The organism is Acidisoma sp. 7E03 (assembly GCF_054665075.1).
This window is the reverse complement of record NZ_BAAFHE010000010.1, coordinates 21493-40645: the sequence shown is the minus strand read 5'-3', so window position 1 is coordinate 40645 and position 19153 is coordinate 21493. Positions and strand designations below refer to the sequence as shown.

General features: G+C 59.5%; 16 protein-coding genes. 12 read left to right on the top strand and 4 right to left on the bottom strand.

Annotated elements, in window-relative coordinates; translation table 11 throughout:
- The first annotated feature begins 36 nt into the window (after positions 1-36).
- The 4 genes from ACYQ6W_RS15880 to ACYQ6W_RS15865 all read left to right on the top strand — a co-directional run bounded on the left by ACYQ6W_RS15880 (position 37) and on the right by ACYQ6W_RS15865 (position 4999).
- On the top strand, positions 37-1323 hold the full coding sequence (locus tag ACYQ6W_RS15880) for an RsmB/NOP family class I SAM-dependent RNA methyltransferase (protein WP_459676677.1): 1287 nt from the start codon (positions 37-39) through the stop codon (positions 1321-1323).
- On the top strand, positions 1320-1856 hold the full coding sequence (locus tag ACYQ6W_RS15875) for an N-acetyltransferase family protein (RefSeq protein WP_459676675.1): 537 nt from the start codon (positions 1320-1322) through the stop codon (positions 1854-1856). The genes ACYQ6W_RS15880 and ACYQ6W_RS15875 overlap by 4 nt, the downstream gene beginning before the upstream one ends.
- A gap of 54 nt (positions 1857-1910) precedes the next feature.
- A complete protein-coding gene (gene guaA, locus ACYQ6W_RS15870; RefSeq protein ID WP_459676672.1) occupies positions 1911-3482 on the top strand; it encodes a glutamine-hydrolyzing GMP synthase in 1572 nt (523 codons plus the stop codon).
- Positions 3483-3787: 305 nt separating this feature from the next.
- The gene (locus tag ACYQ6W_RS15865; RefSeq protein ID WP_459676670.1) at positions 3788-4999 is read left to right on the top strand and encodes a tyrosine-type recombinase/integrase; all 1212 of its coding nucleotides are present in this window, start codon (positions 3788-3790) and stop codon (positions 4997-4999) included.
- A gap of 368 nt (positions 5000-5367) precedes the next feature.
- Here ACYQ6W_RS15865 and ACYQ6W_RS15860 read toward each other — a convergent pair whose 3' ends face one another.
- Positions 5368-6468 carry a hypothetical protein gene (locus ACYQ6W_RS15860; RefSeq protein ID WP_459676668.1) on the bottom strand — a complete coding sequence of 367 codons (1101 nt, stop codon included), beginning with the start codon at positions 6466-6468 and terminating at the stop codon, positions 5368-5370.
- A 398-nt stretch (positions 6469-6866) separates the two neighbouring features.
- Positions 6867-7724, bottom strand: coding sequence for a MarR family transcriptional regulator (locus ACYQ6W_RS15855; RefSeq protein WP_459676667.1), 858 nt, complete (start codon positions 7722-7724; stop codon positions 6867-6869).
- Positions 7725-7832: 108 nt separating this feature from the next.
- Between ACYQ6W_RS15855 and ACYQ6W_RS15850 the strand changes: the two genes are divergently transcribed.
- The 3 genes from ACYQ6W_RS15850 (at position 7833) to ACYQ6W_RS15840 (ending at position 10314) form a co-directional block, all read left to right on the top strand.
- On the top strand, positions 7833-8051 hold the full coding sequence (locus tag ACYQ6W_RS15850; RefSeq protein ID WP_459676664.1) for a helix-turn-helix transcriptional regulator: 219 nt from the start codon (positions 7833-7835) through the stop codon (positions 8049-8051).
- Between the two features lie 45 nt (positions 8052-8096).
- Positions 8097-9062 carry a replication initiator protein A gene (locus ACYQ6W_RS15845; protein ID WP_459676663.1) on the top strand — a complete coding sequence of 322 codons (966 nt, stop codon included), beginning with the start codon at positions 8097-8099 and terminating at the stop codon, positions 9060-9062.
- 877 nt (positions 9063-9939) lie between these two features.
- Positions 9940-10314: a plasmid mobilization protein gene (locus ACYQ6W_RS15840; RefSeq protein ID WP_459676661.1), complete on the top strand. Its 375-nt coding sequence runs from the start codon at positions 9940-9942 to the stop codon at positions 10312-10314.
- 419 nt (positions 10315-10733) lie between these two features.
- On the opposite strand, the gene ACYQ6W_RS15835 is transcribed toward ACYQ6W_RS15840, so the two are convergent.
- Positions 10734-11651: a nucleotidyl transferase AbiEii/AbiGii toxin family protein gene (locus ACYQ6W_RS15835; RefSeq protein WP_459676660.1), complete on the bottom strand. Its 918-nt coding sequence runs from the start codon at positions 11649-11651 to the stop codon at positions 10734-10736.
- A gap of 5 nt (positions 11652-11656) precedes the next feature.
- The gene (locus ACYQ6W_RS15830) at positions 11657-12445 is read right to left on the bottom strand and encodes a type IV toxin-antitoxin system AbiEi family antitoxin domain-containing protein (RefSeq protein WP_459676659.1); all 789 of its coding nucleotides are present in this window, start codon (positions 12443-12445) and stop codon (positions 11657-11659) included.
- Between the two features lie 270 nt (positions 12446-12715).
- On the opposite strand from ACYQ6W_RS15830, the gene ACYQ6W_RS15825 reads away from it, so the two are divergent.
- From ACYQ6W_RS15825 to ACYQ6W_RS15805, 5 genes are all read left to right on the top strand, one after another.
- Positions 12716-12916: a helix-turn-helix domain-containing protein gene (locus ACYQ6W_RS15825; RefSeq protein ID WP_459676657.1), complete on the top strand. Its 201-nt coding sequence runs from the start codon at positions 12716-12718 to the stop codon at positions 12914-12916.
- On the top strand, positions 12913-15285 hold the full coding sequence (hsdR, locus tag ACYQ6W_RS15820; protein WP_459676655.1) for an EcoAI/FtnUII family type I restriction enzme subunit R: 2373 nt from the start codon (positions 12913-12915) through the stop codon (positions 15283-15285). Before ACYQ6W_RS15825 ends, hsdR begins: the two co-directional genes overlap by 4 nt.
- A complete protein-coding gene (locus ACYQ6W_RS15815; protein ID WP_459676654.1) occupies positions 15272-16831 on the top strand; it encodes a type I restriction-modification system subunit M in 1560 nt (519 codons plus the stop codon). The genes hsdR and ACYQ6W_RS15815 overlap by 14 nt, the downstream gene beginning before the upstream one ends.
- Positions 16828-18015: a restriction endonuclease subunit S gene (locus tag ACYQ6W_RS15810; protein WP_459676653.1), complete on the top strand. Its 1188-nt coding sequence runs from the start codon at positions 16828-16830 to the stop codon at positions 18013-18015. Before ACYQ6W_RS15815 ends, ACYQ6W_RS15810 begins: the two co-directional genes overlap by 4 nt.
- Before the next feature lie 130 nt (positions 18016-18145).
- Positions 18146-19150 carry a hypothetical protein gene (locus ACYQ6W_RS15805; protein ID WP_459676652.1) on the top strand — a complete coding sequence of 335 codons (1005 nt, stop codon included), beginning with the start codon at positions 18146-18148 and terminating at the stop codon, positions 19148-19150.
- Positions 19151-19153 lie beyond the last annotated feature (3 nt).

Below are 19153 nucleotides of genomic sequence, written 5' to 3'. Positions count from 1 at the left end.
CCTTACCTTCCCTCGCGCGCGTAAAGGCGGCCCGAAATGACACCCAATGCCCGTTTCGCGGCCGCCATCGCCTTGCTTGAAGCGATCGCGGCCGCGCCCCGCAAGCCGGCCGATGCGGTGGCGAATGATTTCTTTCGCAGTCGCCGCTACATCGGCGGCGGTGACCGGCGCGCCGTCTCCGACCAAGTGTGGACCGTCCTGCGCCACCAGCGGCGCATCACCTGGTGGATCGAGCGGGCCCAAGGCCAGCCGAGCCCGCGGCTTCTGGCGGCGGCCGCGGCCGTGCTCTCCGGCCAGATCTATGGCGATGTCGTCGCCATGTTCTCCGGCGGCCGCTATGCGCCCGAACCGATGGAGGCAGAGGAGGCGGAGACGTTGCGCCGCCTCAAAGGCCATACCTTCGAGCACTCCGCCATGCCGCCGGCCGTGCGCTTCGAGGTGCCGGACTGGATCTTTCCCCTGTTGGAGGAGCGGTTCGGGGCCGAGACGGCGCGCGAGCTGGACGCCATGCTGACCCCGGCGCCGCTCGACCTGCGGGTGAACCTGCTGCGCGGCACGCGTGAGCAGGCGATGCGCGCGTTGGCGCGGGAAGGCATCACCGCGAAACCCGGTCCTCTCAGCCCCTGGAGTCTTCGCATCGAAGGCCGCCGCCCGGTGGTGACGGGCGAGGCCTTCCAGAGCGGCCTCGTCGAAATTCAGGACGAGGGCAGCCAGATCGTGGCGCTGCTGGCCGAGCCCCGGCCCGGGCAGCGGGTGCTGGACTATTGCGCGGGCGCCGGTGGCAAGACGCTCGCCATGGCGATGATGATGGAGAACAAGGGCCACATCCTCGCCTGCGACACCTCGGCGCCGCGCCTTGAAGGTGCCGTGCGGCGGTTGCGCCGCGCCGGAGTTCACAACGTCGAGCAGCATTTGCTGGGCGAGGGGGACGGCAAATGGGCCAAGCGCCGCCGCGAGACCTATGACCGCGTGCTGGTGGATGCGCCCTGCACCGGCACCGGCACCTGGCGCCGCAACCCCGATGCGCGGGGGCGGCTCACGGAAGGCGACCTCGCCGATTTAGTGGAAAAGCAAGCGACGATCCTGCAGGATGCCGCACGCTTTCTGAAGAAAGGCGGGCGGCTGGTCTATGCCACCTGTTCCATCCTGCCGGCGGAAAACGAGGAGCAGGTGCGCCGCTTCCTGGAGACGAATCCGGATTTTGCGCTGACGGAGCCCGAGGGGGCGGAGGCGCTGGCGCTGGCCCGAGCTGGCCAGGTGCGGCTGACCCCGGCAGTGCACGGCACCGACGGCTTTTTCGCCGCGGTCTTTGAACGCCGATGAGTCTCGTCCGGCCCGCCCGTGCTGCGGACGGAGCCGGCATCGCGGCCGTCCACGTCGCCGCCTGGCGCAGCGCCTATGCCGGGCTGGTACCGGATCGCACGCTCACCGGCCTCTCCGCGCCGCGTCAGGAAGGCTATTACGCCCGCCTCATCCGCAGCGGCCATGTGGTGCAGGTGGCCGAGCCGCCGGCGGGGGAAGCGGGGGCGCCGCCCATCATCGGCTTCGTCACCGCCGGCATCGTGGCCAGTGCGCCGCTGGCCGATGGCGAGATCGAGACCCTCTACGTGCTGGATGATTACCGCGAGCAGGGCGTGGGCCGCGCGCTGATCACCGCGGCAGCGCGCGATCTGGCGGCGGCAGGCTGCCGCAGCCTCGTCGTCTGGGTGCTGAGCCAGAACCCCAGCCGGTGGTTCTACGAGCATCTGGGCGGCGTGCGGGCGGCCGAAGGCCGCGTGCGCGTGGGTGGCGAGGTGCTGGAGCAGACCGCCTTCCTGTGGAACCCGATCGACCGGCTGATCGCGCCCGCAAGCTAGGAGCCTTGCGCGCGAATCGCTTGCTCCGCGCCGCTTACGCGTTCATATCGCGACATGGCACAGATCACCGCAGACCGTATCCTCATCCTCGATTTCGGCAGCCAGTTCACGCAGCTGATCGCCCGCCGCGTGCGCGAGAGCGGCGTCTATTCCGAAATCTGGCCCTTCAACACCGATCCGCAGAAGATCGCCGATTACGCGCCACGCGGCATCATCCTCTCGGGTGGGCCGGCCTCGGTGACGGAAGAGGTCTCGCCCCGCGTGCCGGACATCGTCTTCGAGATGGGCGTGCCGGTCTTGGGCATCTGCTACGGCCAGCAGGCGATGTGTGCGCAGCTGGGCGGGCAGGTGGAAGGCCATGATCACCGGGAATTCGGCCGCGCCTATGTGACGGTGACCGAGCCTTGCGCGCTCTTCGACGGCATCGGCGAGGGTGACTGGCAGGTGGGCGCCCGCGAGCAGGTGTGGATGAGCCATGGCGACCGGGTGACGCGCATTCCGCCCGGCTTCCGCGTGGTCGGCACCAGTGACGGTGCGCCCTTCGCTGCCATCGCCGATGACGAGCGGCGCTATTATGGCATCCAGTTCCATGCCGAAGTCGCGCATACCCCGCATGGCGCCGCCATCATCCGCAACTTCACCCATGCGGTGGCCGGTTGCGCGGGGGACTGGACGATGGCGAGCTTCCGCCAGACGCAGATCGAGACCATCCGCCGCCAGGTCGGCACGGGGCGCGTCATCTGCGGCCTCTCCGGCGGTGTGGATTCCGCGGTGGCCGCGGCTCTGATTCATGAGGCGATCGGTGACCAGCTCACCTGCATCTTCGTGGACCACGGCTTGCTGCGCGAGAAGGAGGCCGAGCAGGTCGTGGAACTGTTCCGCGGCCGTTTCAACATCAACCTCATTCACCGCGACGCTTCCGAGATGTTCCTGGGCGCGCTCGAAGGCGTGGACGACCCGGAGCGCAAGCGCAAGATCATCGGGGGACTCTTCATCGACGTCTTCGAGGAAGAGGCCGCGAAGCTGGGCGGCGCCGACTTTCTGGCGCAAGGCACGCTCTATCCAGACGTGATCGAGAGCGTGAGCTTCACGGGCGGGCCGTCCGTCACCATCAAGTCGCACCACAATGTCGGCGGCCTGCCGGCGCGGATGCGCATGAAGCTGGTGGAGCCTTTGCGCGAACTCTTCAAGGACGAGGTGCGGCTGCTGGGCCTCGAACTGGGCCTGCCGCACAGCATGGTGGGCCGCCATCCCTTCCCGGGGCCGGGCCTCGCCATCCGCATTCCGGGTGCCATCAGCCGCGAGAAGCTCGATCTGCTGCGCCGCGCGGATGCGATTTTCCTCGAAGAACTGCGGCTCAACAATCTCTACGACGCGATCTGGCAGGCTTTCGCCGTACTGCTGCCGGTACGCAGCGTCGGCGTGATGGGCGACGGCCGCACCTATGACCTCGCCTGCGCGCTGCGCGCGGTGACGAGCACCGATGGCATGACGGCGGATGTCTATCCCTTCGAGGTCTCCTTCCTCACTCGCGTCGCCAGCCGCATCGTCAACGAGGTGCGCGGCATCAACCGCGTGACTTACGACATCACCAGCAAGCCGCCCGGCACGATCGAGTGGGAATGATCCCGCGTCTGGCATCAACCAGCACTGACGAGCACTAAAGCACGGAAAATCCCGCAAAAAAGCGGGATTTTTGCTGTTTGAGGTGGCATCGTCCGGCACCTTCCGGTATCGCCAAGCACGGATTTTTTGTGGCATAGTGAATGGCATTGAGTGACTTGAATGCCATGAGTAGGACTCCATACCATGCGCCCTTTGATTTAGGTTCATGGTATGAAGGCCAGCTAAAGTGCTGATTAAAAAGCGAATTATCGCTTCTTTATGGTCCGCGCCGCGCATGGTATTCCAGGCGGGAGTTCTGCGACACCATGCTGACCGACACCAAGCTGCGGAACCTCAAGCCCGGCGAGAAGCTTTTTAAGGTTAACGATCGTGATGGGCTGTACGTGGCCGTCACGCCCGCGGGCTCAATTTCCTTCCGCTACAATTACGCCATCCACGGCCGACAGGAGACGTTGACCTTCGGGCGTTATGGGGTGGGCGGTATCACGCTGTCAGAGGCGCGGGAGCGATTAGGCGAGGCCAAGAAGCTGATTGCCGCAGGCAAATCACCCGCCAAGGAGAAAGCGCGAGACAAGGCACGAATCAAGGACGCGGAGACCTTCGGCGCCTGGGCTGAGCGGTGGCTGCGTGGCTATCAGATGGCGGAATCCACCCGCGATATGCGGCGCTCGGTGTATGAGCGCGAATTAAAGCCGAGGTTCAGCAATCAGAAGCTCGTGGAGATCACCCATGAAGACCTGCGGGCACTGACGGATGCCATTGTCGAGCGCGGCGCGCCCGCAACGGCGGTCCATGCCCGTGAAGTGATGTTTCAGGTCTATCGATGGGCCATTGAGCGGGGCCAGAAGGTGGAGAACCCGGCCGAGCTGGTGCGACCGACGACGATCGCCAAGTTCGAGCCACGCGATAGGGCTCTGACACCCGACGAAATCGGGCTGATGTACCAATACATGGAACGCATCGGCACCACGCCGTCTATTCGCGCCGCGGCGAAACTGCTTCTCCTGACGATGGTCCGCAAGAGCGAACTGACAAATGCAACCTGGAGTGAGGTCAATTTCAGCCAGGCGCTATGGACCATCCCGAAGCAGCGGATGAAGCGGCGCAACCCACACCTGGTGTTCCTCTCGCGGCAGGCCTTGGACATCTTCATCGCCCTAAAGACGTTCGCGGGGGGCTCGGATTATGTGCTGCCATCCCGGTACGATACCGATTCACCGATGAGCAGCGCGACGCTCAACCAGGTGCTGACGCTGACGTACCGGTTAGCTCAGAAGGAGGGAAAGCCTCTCGCTAAATTCGGTCCGCACGACCTACGCCGCACGGCTAGCACATTGCTGCACGAGGCTGGCTACAACACCGATTGGATCGAGAAGTGTCTTGCTCATGAGCAGCAGGGTGTGCGAGCGGTCTACAACAAGGCCGAATATCGGGAGCAACGGGCGGCTATGTTGCAAGATTGGGCGGATATGGTTGACGAATGGACGCATAAAAATGGGCAAAAACTCAAAACGTAATAGGAACTATTTGTGGGATGGAGGAACTTCACTGACTTAAGCAGTCTGAAAATCCGCTTTGCGCCCACCCCGGTTGGCCGACCTTCCTTAGGACGTTCTCCAAAGTCGATACTCGTGGTCGCGCGACGGGCCGACCGGTTTGGGGGGCGACGGTCTGGTTTTGGATCAGCAGCGCGCTTAGCAGGAGTTGCGCCTACGGCCGGTTTGAGGTCGATAACGGCCTGACCGCTTTGGAAAGCAACGGGCGAAAACGGACCGCCGGCGAATTAGTCCTCTGAATTGCCAATCACCGCTAGGAATAGGTAGAAAGCGGCGTCGTTAACTAGCGCCCACAATACGCGATAGAGGTAATCTTTGGCAGGTCCAATCTAATACAGCGTAATCAGCCGTAGCACCCTCTCGGCGGGTCGATATTCAAGAGCGGCAAGGACGCGAGTTGGCCCTCTCCCTTGGGCCGCTTGAATTTCCACAATCACGTTAAATTTGACCACATTGTGCTCACTATTGAACGAAAGGTTGTAGATATAGCTATCATTGACCTTAGCACGGATGATCGCAGCCAGGTCATCGCTGCCGACGGCGGTAAGGCCTGCGCGAGACATTGAGCCTGCCTTCATAGTCTTGAGATACTCGAGCTTCGCATCGTCAACCTGAATTTCGAAGTCATCGAGCGGTAGAGGGGCCATGCTAACGGCATTCAAGGCGAAGTGCGTGTCAGATTCGAAACCGGAGAATACTGGCCGCTCAATCTTGTAGGAGAGCAGCACGCCCATGAGATCGTCTGAAAGGCTACGGCACTTGAAACCATTTTCTTCAAACGGATAACCGATCATGTTGATATCTTCGGTGTTGTCACGGTCTGGCTCGTGGCCTTGAAGAATGATCTTCCCGTGTTTGACAAAACTATTCACGAGCATTGTCGATAGATAAATCTTGAAGCGAGAAATATAGGTCATCTCAGCTAGGCCAACATAGGCCTCATAGTTCTGCAGACTTCTATCAAAACGCTCAACCATCGCGTCAGTAAGATTATTGATATAGACGATGAAAAACTGCGTCGGATGTTTAAATTCGACATTACGTCTCAATTCAACAGCCTCTTCAAAGGCGTCGAAGAGCTGATCCATCTCGCCGGGCCGATCCAGGTAATCTCCGACAAGGATGCTATGATTGCTATTTCTGTCGAAGAGAGGAATCACGCGCTGGAAAATATCTTTGCTATACCAACTGGATTGGATAGCCAAGCTATCAAAAACGAACGCTATCTCCCTGCGCTGGCGATCGGGTACGAGTGCACTTTTGAGCGCATCGTAGCTGATTTCCTTAAGCGTCAATGCCTCTTCAACGGCGTATCTTAAGCTTTGAATTTCGTAAAACATGCGCTCGGGGGAAAGCTTGAAATAGTCTCGCATGACCTCAAGCATCACGTGATCGCGGGCATTTAAAGTGTGAATGGAGTTTGTGCTCATACGACTATGAAACCTACCTATATGAACGGAGGTCTACAGTCCTATATTATATCGGCAATCTCAACTGTCTGAAACGGGGCGGAGAGCGGTCGCTTCCGCCAGCCGGCTGAATTTCGGCTTTCGGGATCTGGCGATCAGCTTCCGACTGGCTGGGGTGGGTCGATAGCTGAGATTCCACCTCCGACAGTATTGTTCGCTCGTCCGTGGCGTCCATCTGAAACCCGACGGTCGGCTCCCGGCCCCATTCAGCCATTGCATCTGATCAGCTCTGCACTTTTGCGGGGAAATCCGTGACGCAGAGGAGAATTATCACGTATCTCCGACGCGTGGTGTCCCACAGCTGTGTCCAGCTTGGCTCGTGCCACCGGCAATGTATCGCAGGGCGTGTGTGCTGATGATCAAGGAGACGATCGCGATGGGCGCTCCGTCTGTTTCTTTCCACGCCGCCTAATGGCAGCTGAAACGGCTTGGCGAGATATCCCGAGCTGTCGCGCTATCTTGGCTTGGCTCATTTTTCCTTCGGTCAACAAACTTTCGATCATGCTGGTGGGCGACATTTTGAGAGCTTTCAGCTTACGGAATGCTTCTCGTCGAACATAGGCGAGGGTTTCAATGTCCCAGTCTGGATGCGAGGAACGCCGAAATACTTGTTGCCATGTTTGCTCGATCAATTTTTCATATTCTGTAGTGAACCTTCTATCGCGCTGATATGCCTGGCGTGCCTCTTTGCTCCGCCTAGGGTTATGTACTTCGCAATAAAGTTTGCTGGCCTTCGCAGACCCAACTGCCTGGCTGGGCAGCTTCGTAAGTCTGACGACTTCGCCATACCGCGCCCATTCCGACAAAAGCATTCGCCTTTCAACGTGCTCGTGAAATCCTTCTACTGACCGGTCGCCGCGCATCTCTACGACGTCGCAGTAGTTGCGCCACATGCGTGCAGCCTGATATGGGCCAAGCTCGCCGTTGAGAGCCTGCTCGTATCTCATCACCAGAGCATCCGTTCGATTACGAGCGGCTTCACGAATTGCGCCGGTAATGGGAACAATTTTTGCGTTCCCGTCGGACAGCCTTTTTACAACCGCAAGCCTGTCTAAGGTCGTCGAATATTCGGTTGGGCGCCAGCAAAGGTCGCAGAAGCACCAGGCTTGGGCGTCGCGTAGCTTGGCTCGGATTCGATGCGACGAAGTCTCCGACACTAGAACAAACCGCTCAAGGTGAGGGTCAAATGCAGGCCAGGATTTCTGTGGTGATGCCATGGCAGATAGCGTAGCCCGAATGACAACTTTGTTCTAACTATTTTTCGGCTTTTGGCTGGCACAGACCGGTATCGTCACGCATCTGAATGACTTCGACGGAGAGCCGGAATGGAGAAAGCAAGTAAAACCCTGATCGGCCGAAGGCAGCTCCATGCGATGATCCCGCTGGCCGAGCGGACCATTTTCAATATGGAGCGCCGAGGAGAATTTCCTCGCCGCATCGCGCTGAGTAGCCGGAAGGTTGCTTGGGATCTGGCGGAAATCGAAGGATGGATCGAGGCGCGTAAATCATCGGGCCTCCAGGCTACGCGGCCTGGCTCGCTTTGAGTGGGAGGTCAGCGCATCGATATATTCAGGTAGGATCTGCTGGAGGTGCGGGACGAGGCCGACCGGAAATACCTAGGCGCAGCCTTGGACCGCCTTGCCGATAGTGTCGGCGCGAATGATTGCCCGCGGGTGCAGCAAGCTTACAATTCGGTGCGACGGCCTCCCCGAACGGATGCACAAGCCGATTTCTTTGTCCCGAAGCTTTACGATGTTGGAACTCGTGACAGTCGCAGCATCATGGACGTGGCTGTGTTTCGTCTCTCAAAAGATAAGAAACAGCCGGGCGGCATTATTCGTTACGAACTGGCGGATGGCTATGTCGAGGTCAAAGCTGGTGCAGACGGTATGGCATCGGTGTGGGATTACGACATTGTCCTGATGCTAGTTTCTCATCTGACCGATGCGATGAACCGCTACCGCGAAGGGAAGGGTGAGAAGCCCAGCCGGGTATTCCGGCCGCATATCAGTGAAATCCTCAAATTCTCCCGAAAGGGAGATGGCACTCGCCAATTTGAGCAGGTCGAGGCGGCTTTGGCGCGTCTCCAAGGAACGATCATCAAAAGCGTACGGAACATCTCGTGTTTGGGACAGCGCTTTCGGCGCGAAGTGGAGTCTGAAGGACTTATTGGCCACTATCGTGTGGTATCACGCACAGATACGGGCAGAGTAGCTGTTGTTGAGATAGAGGCTCCATCCTGGATTTATCGGGAGGTCACCGAGGGCAAACGGCCCGATGTATTGGCGATCCACCCCGACTATTTCCTGATCGAGCCTGGCGTTGGTCGCTTCGTCTACCGCCTTGCACGCCGAGCTGCCGGTCAAAGCAGGGCCGTATGGGCATTCCGGACAATCTTTGAACGCAGCGGCAGCAACGCCGCCTTCAAAGAGTTCTGCCGCATCCTCCGCCGGATCATCGCAGCGGATGATCTGCCAGAATATCAGTTACGGGAGGAGGCGGGGCAAAACGGCCCATTGCTGCTCATGCAGCATCGGAATGCGGTAGCCGAATAGCGCTAGGCCAAAGGCGGCGCTGAAGGCCGCCGCAAACCATTTTTGATGTCCAGCTACAGCCAGGCGCTAGGCGTTCGTCCTGTCCTGTGGATACGCCGTCTATCACCCACCACTTACCGTCTATCACCCACCGATCACCGTCTATCACACACCAAACACCGTCTATCACCCACCGACCCATTTCATAAAATATTGATTTGAAATGGAAATTCGGCAGTTTTTCGGTCTAAATCTTTTAAAACTTTTAAATCTCTTAAAAATGGTTGCTCTGTGGATAACAGGTCTGAGTTTTACCGGCCGGCCAAGGCTAGATATCTGAAGAACACCAAAAGACGTTTGGCGCCTTAGATTACCTGGATCGCACCATCGGTATGATCGCATGGGGGGCGGTGCCGCTCATCGCGATGGCTGTGTCGTTCGCTGCAACCTTCGATTTAGCCATTCCCGTGAGACTGAAGCTCTGGCGGTGGCTACAGGCTTGTAACCAGCCTCGGCTGCCTTCCTTGCGGTGTCTAACATAGCGATCTGAGGCAAGCCCTCTGGCTGGCCATTTTCGTCCGATGAGAGGTTGTTGGTGGACAAGTTGCCGGTGTCCAGCATGGTGCAGCGGTAGCGGTGGCGTACCCTGGTCATGACGTCCAGATAGGGCTCAACAGGGCCAGACATGTCCTAACACGTCCCAACAAGGCCGAACGCGACCGCTTTCAGTAAGCGGACGATTCTGGACGGATCGGGACGTGTCCGGACATCGCTTTTGCTGGCAAGATGTGCGCCGTATACCTACGCGCGCGAGTTTGGCTTACTCGCCCCCTGTAGGGGCTCGACGCCATGCTCGGTGACACAGTCTGCTGCTGTCGCGTTTAAGGAGGAGATTGTCATGGCAAAGGGGATCGGGAGCACGCGGAGGGATACCAAGCCGAGAGGCAAGCGTCCCTGTGCAGTCTGGGTGACGCCGGAGGAGAGGGAAGGCATCGAGCGGCTCGCTTCGGCCGCGGGACTGTCAATGTCGGCTTATCTGCGGACTTTAGGCCTCAGCTACGAGCCGAGATCTGTTCTCGATGCGGAGCGCGTCGGTGATCTGCTGAAGGCGTGCGGTGATCTTGCCCAATTGGGCGGGGTGTTGAAGCTTTGGCTTGCGGAGCAACCAGGTGAAGGTGGATCCACCGAGGACGTTCGGGCTCTCCTTTGCTCGATGCGTGAGCTCCGAGACACGGTTGCGGACAAGGTGAAGAAAATTGAAGTAAGGAGATAGCGATGGGCGCGTTGCTCTATGGTTTGCTTACGACTGGAGGTGGTTTCGGTTCAGTCTTACTCGCGGCCGTTTGTTGGGACAAATGCGTTGCCGGACGGTACGAACGTCAGCGGCGGGAGAGCAACAACAAGCTAATAAGCTAATAAGCTAATAAGCTAATAAGCTAATAGTATCTGATCGCGTCGCCAGAGGGGACGATTGAGTTCGATAGGCGATGTCAAGAGAACACTGTAGCGACGATGTTTCGCGCCGATCCAGCGGCGGCCGCAGCGGCGCTAGGCACTCTCCTTGTGGAAGGCACACGAGACGGGCTGTTTGTGATTTTCTTCCAGACAGCAAAGGCATTCAGGATATCCCACCAGCGACCGAGCCGACAACGGACCGAAGTCGTTGATGACCGTCCCTTTCGGTGGTTTTGGTCAGGGAAAAAGAACACGCTCCAACGCATCGATCAGCTCGCCCCGTTTCGCATTGGGCAGCTTGGCTAGGTTGTGCTGTTTCCACATGACGGCAGGCAAATGCCGGGCTTCCGGTATCCCGAGAAACCCCCAATCTGGTTCGCCGCGCTTGAAGCCGATAAGGAAGCGCCGATGATCCTCCGGCATGGAGGTGACCATCGTGGCGATGATCGCCTCCCGCGCGGCTTCAAGGTCTTCAAGGGCAACGGTCTCTTCCGTCATGCCGGCGAAGCCTCGCACGAATTCCTCGCGCAGAGGCTTACGGGTTGGGGCGAGAACTTCGGCCATCGGGCGGTTGTGGCTGATGACGTAAACCAGGAAGGCGCGACGCAACGCGTCGCTGATACCCTCGTTTTCCAACAGCGCGCGCACGTCGAATAAGTCACGCGGGTGCTGGCGGTCGAGGGCCGCCACGATCTTGCCCGCATAGAGGTCGGGGAAGGATACGATCTGCGTTTCGGCGAAGCCGAAGGTGTCTTCGACAGCGGGAACCACGGTCATCACAGCGGGATCATAGACCGTACCCCGGAGCACGGGCGTCACCTCGATCTTGATCTGCACGCCGCTCGCCCGAACGATCAGCTTGGTGACGATATTTTCATCGGCGGAACGCGAAGCATTGACTCTCGCGGCGGGGAGGCCCCGCTCGATCCGTTCCTTGATCCGCAGCATGGCGACGTTGATTGCCGCGAGCGATGTGGCCCGATTTTCGACCGGCAGATAGGTCAGGTCGATGTCCACGGAGAGGCGCGGCATATCGCGCACGAACAGGTTGATCGCGGTGCCGCCTTTGAGCGCGAAAGCCCGCTCCTCCGCGACGAAAGGAAGGACGCGGATAAGCAGGGCGACCTGCTGCTGGTATGTGTCCAGGAAGGCCATGAAATTCACGGGCCTCCCAGGTCGGACGGCACGGTGATGTTGTAGCGCCGGTCGAGTTTGCCGCCTTTGACCAGTGCGCGCTTACCCGAACCCAAGTCAACGCGGGATATATCGAGCCGGGATCGCCACGCATGGCGGTGGCGGTCGGCGAAGAAAAGAAAGAGCCGCTTCACCTTCACGTTAGCGCAAGCCTCCAGCAGGGTTTGCAAGCGGCGTGGGCTTAAATCGCTCATCCCTTCCATCAAGGCATCGGCCTGATGGAAGCTCTCATGCTCGGGCAGCTCGTCGAGCAATTCGAGAACGGCGCGCTCCTTGCTGGAATAGCGGATGGGCAAGGTCAGGCCGCCGGCGCTGACCACGACCGGGATTGGCTCGGGCGGCGCGTCGGCATCACCAGGAAACAGCCGCAGGCTGTTGTGCCAATGAAAGATCACGTCGAGCGGCAGGTTCGCCAGCCAGGTTGGCGGGTGCTGGGGCCCGTAAAGATGGACCTCACGCGTCGCCGTCGAAAGATAGTGGGCGTAACCCTGTTGTTCGAGCGCGGTGCGTCCGCCAACGGTCAGTGGGAGGTCCAGCACCGTCTGGAGGGAAACGGCGACCTGCTGCCAGGTGAGCGGCATACGCGACCGGCGGTAGACGCGCCGGGCGGGGCTCTCGAGCCACCCACCCCGAACATATTGGCTGCGCAGCGCCGACGAATAGCCATGAGCCTCCATCCAGGCAGCATCGGCCAGAAGTCCCTCGGGGAGTTCCTGTTGCAGTTGGTTTAATTTCCTGCCAGAATGCATACTCATGCTTAGCATTTTATGGGATTATCAAACCGTTGTCGAGTTTGAAATCATTTGAATTTGCTAAGCTAAACTTTGGGTTTGGTGCAATCGGTAAACCGGTTCCCGGACTGCAAAAAAGAGCGCCCATGAGCCATGGTCTACCGTTGCCTCGCCAGGGCGCAACGCCTTCCGGTTTGCTGCGACCGAGTGCCAGCGGGATGAGCAGCACTGGACATCTTCCCCGATTTTCTCTGATCTTCTATAACATTCGCTCACGATGATGGCGGCGGGCGTATGACCGACGAAATCCTGACGATGCGAGAGATGGCGGACCTTCTCAAGATCAATGAGAAGACTGCCTACAAGCTTGCCTCGGCAGGCAAAATCCCGGGCTTCAAGGTCGGGGGATCGTGGCGCTTTCAGCGGCAAGAGATCGCAAACTGGATCAAGCGGAAGGTCGAGGAACAACAGGGAGGCGGCAGTCGAGGCGCATGACGAACGAAGCCGACACCTGCCGGAAATTCGTCGTGCCCAAGCTGCAGTCCGCCGGGTGGGATAATGACCCTCATTCGATCGCGGAGCAGCGCACCATCACGGATGGCCGCGTGATCCCTGTGGGTAAGGGCTTCGTTCGCAAACCGCCCAAGCGGGTGGACTACCTGCTCCGCTACACCCGAGATTTTCCGCTTGCCGTGGTCGAGGCCAAGGCCAGCTACAAGTCTGCGGCCCACGCCGTGCAGCAGGCCCGTGACTATGCGGAAATCCTCGACCTCAAATACGCCTACGCCACCAACGGCGCCGAGATCATCGAGATCGACTATTTCAAGGGGACGGAAACGCGCGTCGCCGACTTCCCTACACCGGATGATCTTTGGCTCCGCTATCAGGCGGGCAGCGGGATCGACACGCCCGAGAGCGTGAATCACCTGATCGCCCCCTACAACATCATCGGCGGCAAATCCCCCCGATATTACCAGCAGGTCGCGATCAACCGGACGATCGAATCCATTCTGGCCGAAAAGAAGCGCCTGCTTCTGACTATGGCGACGGGAACGGGCAAGACCATTGTGGCCTTCCAGATCTGCTGGAAGCTTTGGTCGAGCCGTTGGAACCGGACAGGGGAGTATCGCAAACCGCGCATCCTATTCCTTGCAGATCGAAACATCCTCATCGACGATCCGAAGGACAAAACTTTCACCCCTTTTGGAGATGCACGCCATAAGATCGAATCTGGCGAGATCGTCAAAAGCCGCGAAATGTATTTCGCCATCTATCAGGCGCTCGCCGAGGACGAGCGACGCGCGGGGCTTTTCCGGGACTATCCGCCGGATTTCTTCGACCTCATCATCGTCGATGAATGTCACCGGGGAAGCGCGCGGGACGACAGTTCATGGCGTGTCATCCTTGAGCACTTCAAGCCCGCCTACCAGCTTGGCATGACGGCCACGCCGCTGCGCGAGGACAACCGCGACACCTACCTCTATTTCGGCAACCCGATTTACGAATATAGCCTGCGCCAAGGCATCGACGACGGCTTCCTCGCGCCGTATCGGGTGCATCGTATCGTCACCCAATGGGATGCCGCCGGATGGCGGCCGAGTAGGGATGAGGTTGACCGCTTTGGCCGGGCGATCCCCGATGACGAGTATCAGACCAAGGACTTCGAGCGGATTATCGCCTTGCGCGCCCGCACGGAGGCCATCGCGCGCCACCTGACCGACTTCCTCAAAAAGACTGACCGTTTCGCCAAGACCATCGTATTCTGCGTCGATCAGGAACACGCCTCAGAAATGCGGCAGGCACTGGTCAACCTCAATGCCGATCTTGTGGCGCAGTATCCCGACTATGTGGCCCGCGTCACTGCCGACGAGGGCGCCATCGGGCGCGGCCACCTGTCGAAGTTCCAAGACCTCGAAACCAAAACGCCGGTTATCCTCACATCGTCGCAGCTTCTGACGACCGGCGTCGATGCGCCGACCTGCAAGAATGTCGTTCTGGCGCGGGTCGTCGGCTCCATGAGCGAGTTCAAGCAGATCATCGGGCGGGGCACACGCCTGCGCGACGACTACGGCAAGCTGTGGTTCAACATCCTCGACTATACCGGCTCGGCCACCCGCATGTTCGCCGACCCGGACTTCGACGGTGATCCGACCCGGATTACGGAAGAAGACGTGAACGACGACGGGGAAACCACCGCGACGACGGAGATCGTCCCCGAAGGCCAGGAACCGGAGCCTATCCCGCCGGAGGAAGGCGAACCCGGCGTCATCGAACCGCCGACCGACGAGCCCCGCAAATTCTACTTCGATGGAGGCCAGGTCGAAGTCGTGGCCCATCTGGTCCACGAGCTTGATCCGAACGGCAAGCAGCTTCGCGTCGTCAAATACACCGACTATGCCGCCGAAAGCGTTCGTTCGCTTGCGCTGACCTCGGCTGAACTGCGGAAGCGGTGGGCGGATGCTGACCAGCGCAGCGAGATCATCGCCGCGCTGGCCGAACGCGGGATCGACTTCGACGTGCTGGCCGATCAGACCGGCCAGAGCGATGCCGACCCCTTCGACCTGCTTTGCCATCTGGCCTTCAATGCGCCGCTCCGCACCCGACGCGAGCGGGCGCAGCGACTCAAGGCCGGGCGCATGGACTATTTCGAGAAGTTTTCTCCCGAGGCGCGTCAGGTGCTGGACGAGCTTCTGGAAAAATATGCGGAACACGGTGACGCACAGTTTGTCCTGCCGGATGTGCTCAGGGTTCCGCCTATCTCGACCCACGGCCAGCCCGCCGAAATCATCAAGCTATTCGGCGGCCCCGACGAGCTTCGCCGGGCCGTGAATGATCTACAAGGACTACTCTATGCCACGACTTAAGACGAAGAACGGCACTGCCGGTGTGCCGATGACGACCTCACAGATGCTCGGGAGCCTTCTCAAATCCGCCCGAGACATTATGCGCAAGGACAAGGGGCTGAACGGCGACCTCGACCGTTTGCCGTTGCTCACCTGGATGATGTTCCTCAAATTCCTCGATGATCTTGAGCAGCAGCGTGAGGAGGAAGCTAAGCTCTCGGGCAAGAAGTTCAAACCCGCCATCGAGGCCCCGTATCGCTGGCGAGACTGGGCCGCCGACCCGCAGGGGATCACAGGCGATGAACTGCTGTCCTTCATCAATTCTGATGAAGCCGTGCGCGCCGATGGGAGGAAAGGCCCCGGCCTGTTCGCCTATCTGCGTTCGCTCTCGAGTTCAAACGGAGACAACCGCCGCGATGTGATCGCCACCGTGTTTAAGGGCGTCGATAACCGCATGAAGAGCGGTTATCTGCTCCGCGACATCGTCAACAAGCTGGGCGGGATTCATTTCACGTCCTCGGATGAGCTTCACACGCTCGGAGCTCTTTACGAATCCATGCTCCGCGAAATGCGCGACGCGGCGGGCGATTCCGGCGAGTTCTACACGCCGCGCGCCGTCGTCCGCTTCATGGTGGACGTCACCGATCCGCGTCTTGGTGAGACCGTCCTCGACCCAGCCAGCGGCACTGGCGGGTTTTTGGTCGAGGCCTATAACCACCTTGAACAGCAGGTGAAGACCGTCGCAGACCGCAAGCGTCTGCAAGGCAACACGATCGCCGGCTGCGAACCCAAATCCTTGCCTTACCTGCTGTGCCAGATGAATCTGTTGTTGCACGGGCTGGACGCGCCGCAGATCGACCCTGACAACGCCCTGCGTTTCAAGCTCTCCGAGATCGGCGAGAAAGAGCGCGTCGACGTGATCATCACCAACCCGCCCTTTGGAGGCGAGGAAGAGAAAGGCATCCAGGGTAACTTCCCCGAAGACCGTCAGACCGCGGAAACGGCGCTATTGTTCCTGCAACTCATCATGCGCAAGCTCAAACGCCAGCCGACCCCCGTCGGGCGCCCGGCGCGCGCGGCCGTCGTCGTGCCGAATGGAACGCTGTTTGGCGATGGTGTTTGCGCGCGCATCAAGGAAGAGCTTCTCAAGGAGTTCAACCTTCATACCATTGTGCGGCTGCCCAATGGCGTGTTCGCGCCCTACACCAGCATCCCGACCAACATTCTGTTTTTCGACCGTTCCGGCCCGACGAAAGAGGTCTGGTATTACGAGCAGCCCCTGCCCGAGGGCCGCAAGAATTATACCAAGACCCAGCCCATGCAGTTCGAGGAGTTCAAGGGCTGCATCACATGGTGGGCAAAGCGCAAGGAGACCGATCAGGCATGGAAGGTGCCGGCCAAGGAGCTACTGGACGCGGGCTGCAACCTCGACCGGAAGAACCCCCGCGCCAAGGTGGATTTCGAGCACCTGCCACCGGATCAGCTTGCCGACGACATTCTCAAGAAGGAACTGCGGATCGCAGAGTTGATGCGGGAGATCAAGGCGGCGTTGGGGGCTAACGCATGAGTGCAGTATGGCCAACCGTCGCGCTTGGTGAGGTGATCGACCATCGAAAAGAGTTCATCATCATTGATGACCTCGAAACCTACCGCCGCCCGCGTGTCCAGCTTCACGCACAGGGTATTGTGTTGCGCGATGCCGTGCCCGGCGCAGAGATCAGAACCAAAAAGCAGCAAGTCGCCCGTGCAGGCGAATTTCTTGTCGCGGAGATTGATGCGAAGGTCGGCGGCTTTGGCATCGTTCCAGACGAACTCGACGGATCAATCGTCAGCAGCCACTATTTCCTTTACGAACATAACCCTGTTCGCCTCGACAACAGATACCTTGGGTGGTTCGTCAAGACGCGCGCTTTTCGTCAACAGGTCGAGGCACAGGGGTCAACGAACTACGCTGCGATCCGGCCTAACGACGTGCTCAGTTATGAAATCCCCCTCCCGCCACTCGACGAGCAACGCCGCATTGTCGCGCACATCGAGGAACTGGCCGCGAAGGTGGCGAAGGCGCGGGCGTACCGTGCTCAAGCTACCAAGCAGCGTGAAGGCTTCATCGAATCCTTCATCGGTCAACGCTTCGCAGAGCTTGAGGCCATTTATCCTGATCGGACATTTGGATCGTGTGACGCACACGTTTCCAGCGGCCCGCGTAACTGGGGCAAGAACTACGCTCCGAGCGGGTTGCGCTTCTATCGCGCACAGGACATCAGCAGGGATTTTCAGATCAGCAATGAGGGCATCGTTTACGTTGAACGCCCGCCCGGAAGTCAGGGGCAATCTGCCATTGTTTCAAATGGCGACCTGCTGATCGTCATTACCGGGGCAACAGTTGGGCGCGTTGCCGTGTATGACGACACTTATTCGCCTGGACTGGTAAGCCAGCATGTCGCGGTATGCCGTATTCCGCCGGCAAGCTTTCTCCCAAGGTTTGCGCTGTGGGGGCTGAGAGGCCCCAACGGTCAGAAACAACTCCTCGGCAGTAAGTATGGCCAAGGCAAGCCAGGGCTGAATCTCGATCAAGTCAGAAGATTATCACTGCCTTGTCCGCCAATAGACGTTCAGGCCAAAATTGTCGGCGAACTCGACGCATTTCAATCCAAGCTCGACGAGGTGGAGGCGCGCCAAACCGAAACCGCTACCGAACTCGACGCCATGCTTCCCGCGATTCTCGACAAGGCGTTCAAGGGGGAGCTGTAGAGTCTATGAACGCTATGCCGTGTCCGTTTGCTCTGTTGATGGGGGAGAGTGTTTCCTGCGAGCCCAGTGACGCTGGCGGAGATACCCGTGCGAGTTCGCAATTGCGGTTATCGGGGAAGGCTTGGGGGTGATGACGGAGAGAAAATCCCTTACGGTTCACTACCGTCGGATGGATGACCCGGTAGGCGCGCTAAATGGGGCCACGTTGGAAGCGCGGGTTCGGGGAGCGTTGGCCCATCAATTTGGCGGCGGCGCTTTGTCGCAGCACTGGAACAGGCGGGCATGGCTTGTCCCACCTGACAATTCCGACACCCTGCTGATGAACCTGTACCACGATGACGGCATCAGTTTTTTCGGGGACCTGACGGTCTATTCTCGAGGCTACATGCAGGCTTTGCTTCATAATGAACCAGATGCCGCGATGCTGCCAGTTGAGCAGCAACCCCCTCCCGCAGGGCGGGAATACATCCATTCAATGATGTATTGGATGGTCATCGGCAATCACGTCCTGACGATCCAAAGCCGTTCTCTCACGACCAAGCAGTTGGAGCAATATCTGACCTGGTTGCTCAAGGAGCGCACGGCCCAAATGGCGCAGAACGGCCATGTTCTGCTCACGGCCAAATTCGATAGCGACGAGGTTGGCGGCGACCTCGATGATATTCGGGAGATTATTGTAGGAGGTACCGGGGCCGTCGAAGCTGCTCCGGCAAGGCTGCCGGACGCGCCCGTAACCGAGCGTGAAGTGGATCAGCACATCGATGTTGGCGCGCGCCGTTCGTGGGGCGAGCGCGCCATCAAGGTGCTGCAAGCGGTCATGAACAACGAGGCCGATGTGCAGAACCTTCTGGAGAGCATCCCGGACGACGCGGATTTGGACGTGTCCGTACATATTGGCTACAAGACAAAGAAACGCCGCGTTACCCGCGCCCCAATGCAACAGGCGCTCCGAAATTTGCCCGACGGGGAAATTATGGCCGTCGGCAAGCATGGCAAGCTGACGGGGAAAGACATTCGGCTCAGCTACCCCGTGCGTGTCCTATCCGCCGGGAGCCTGCTCGACCCTACGGACGTTCGAGCCAAGCTGAGAGACGCCTACGACTACTTCGTGGCGAACGGCAAAATCGAAGCATAAGGG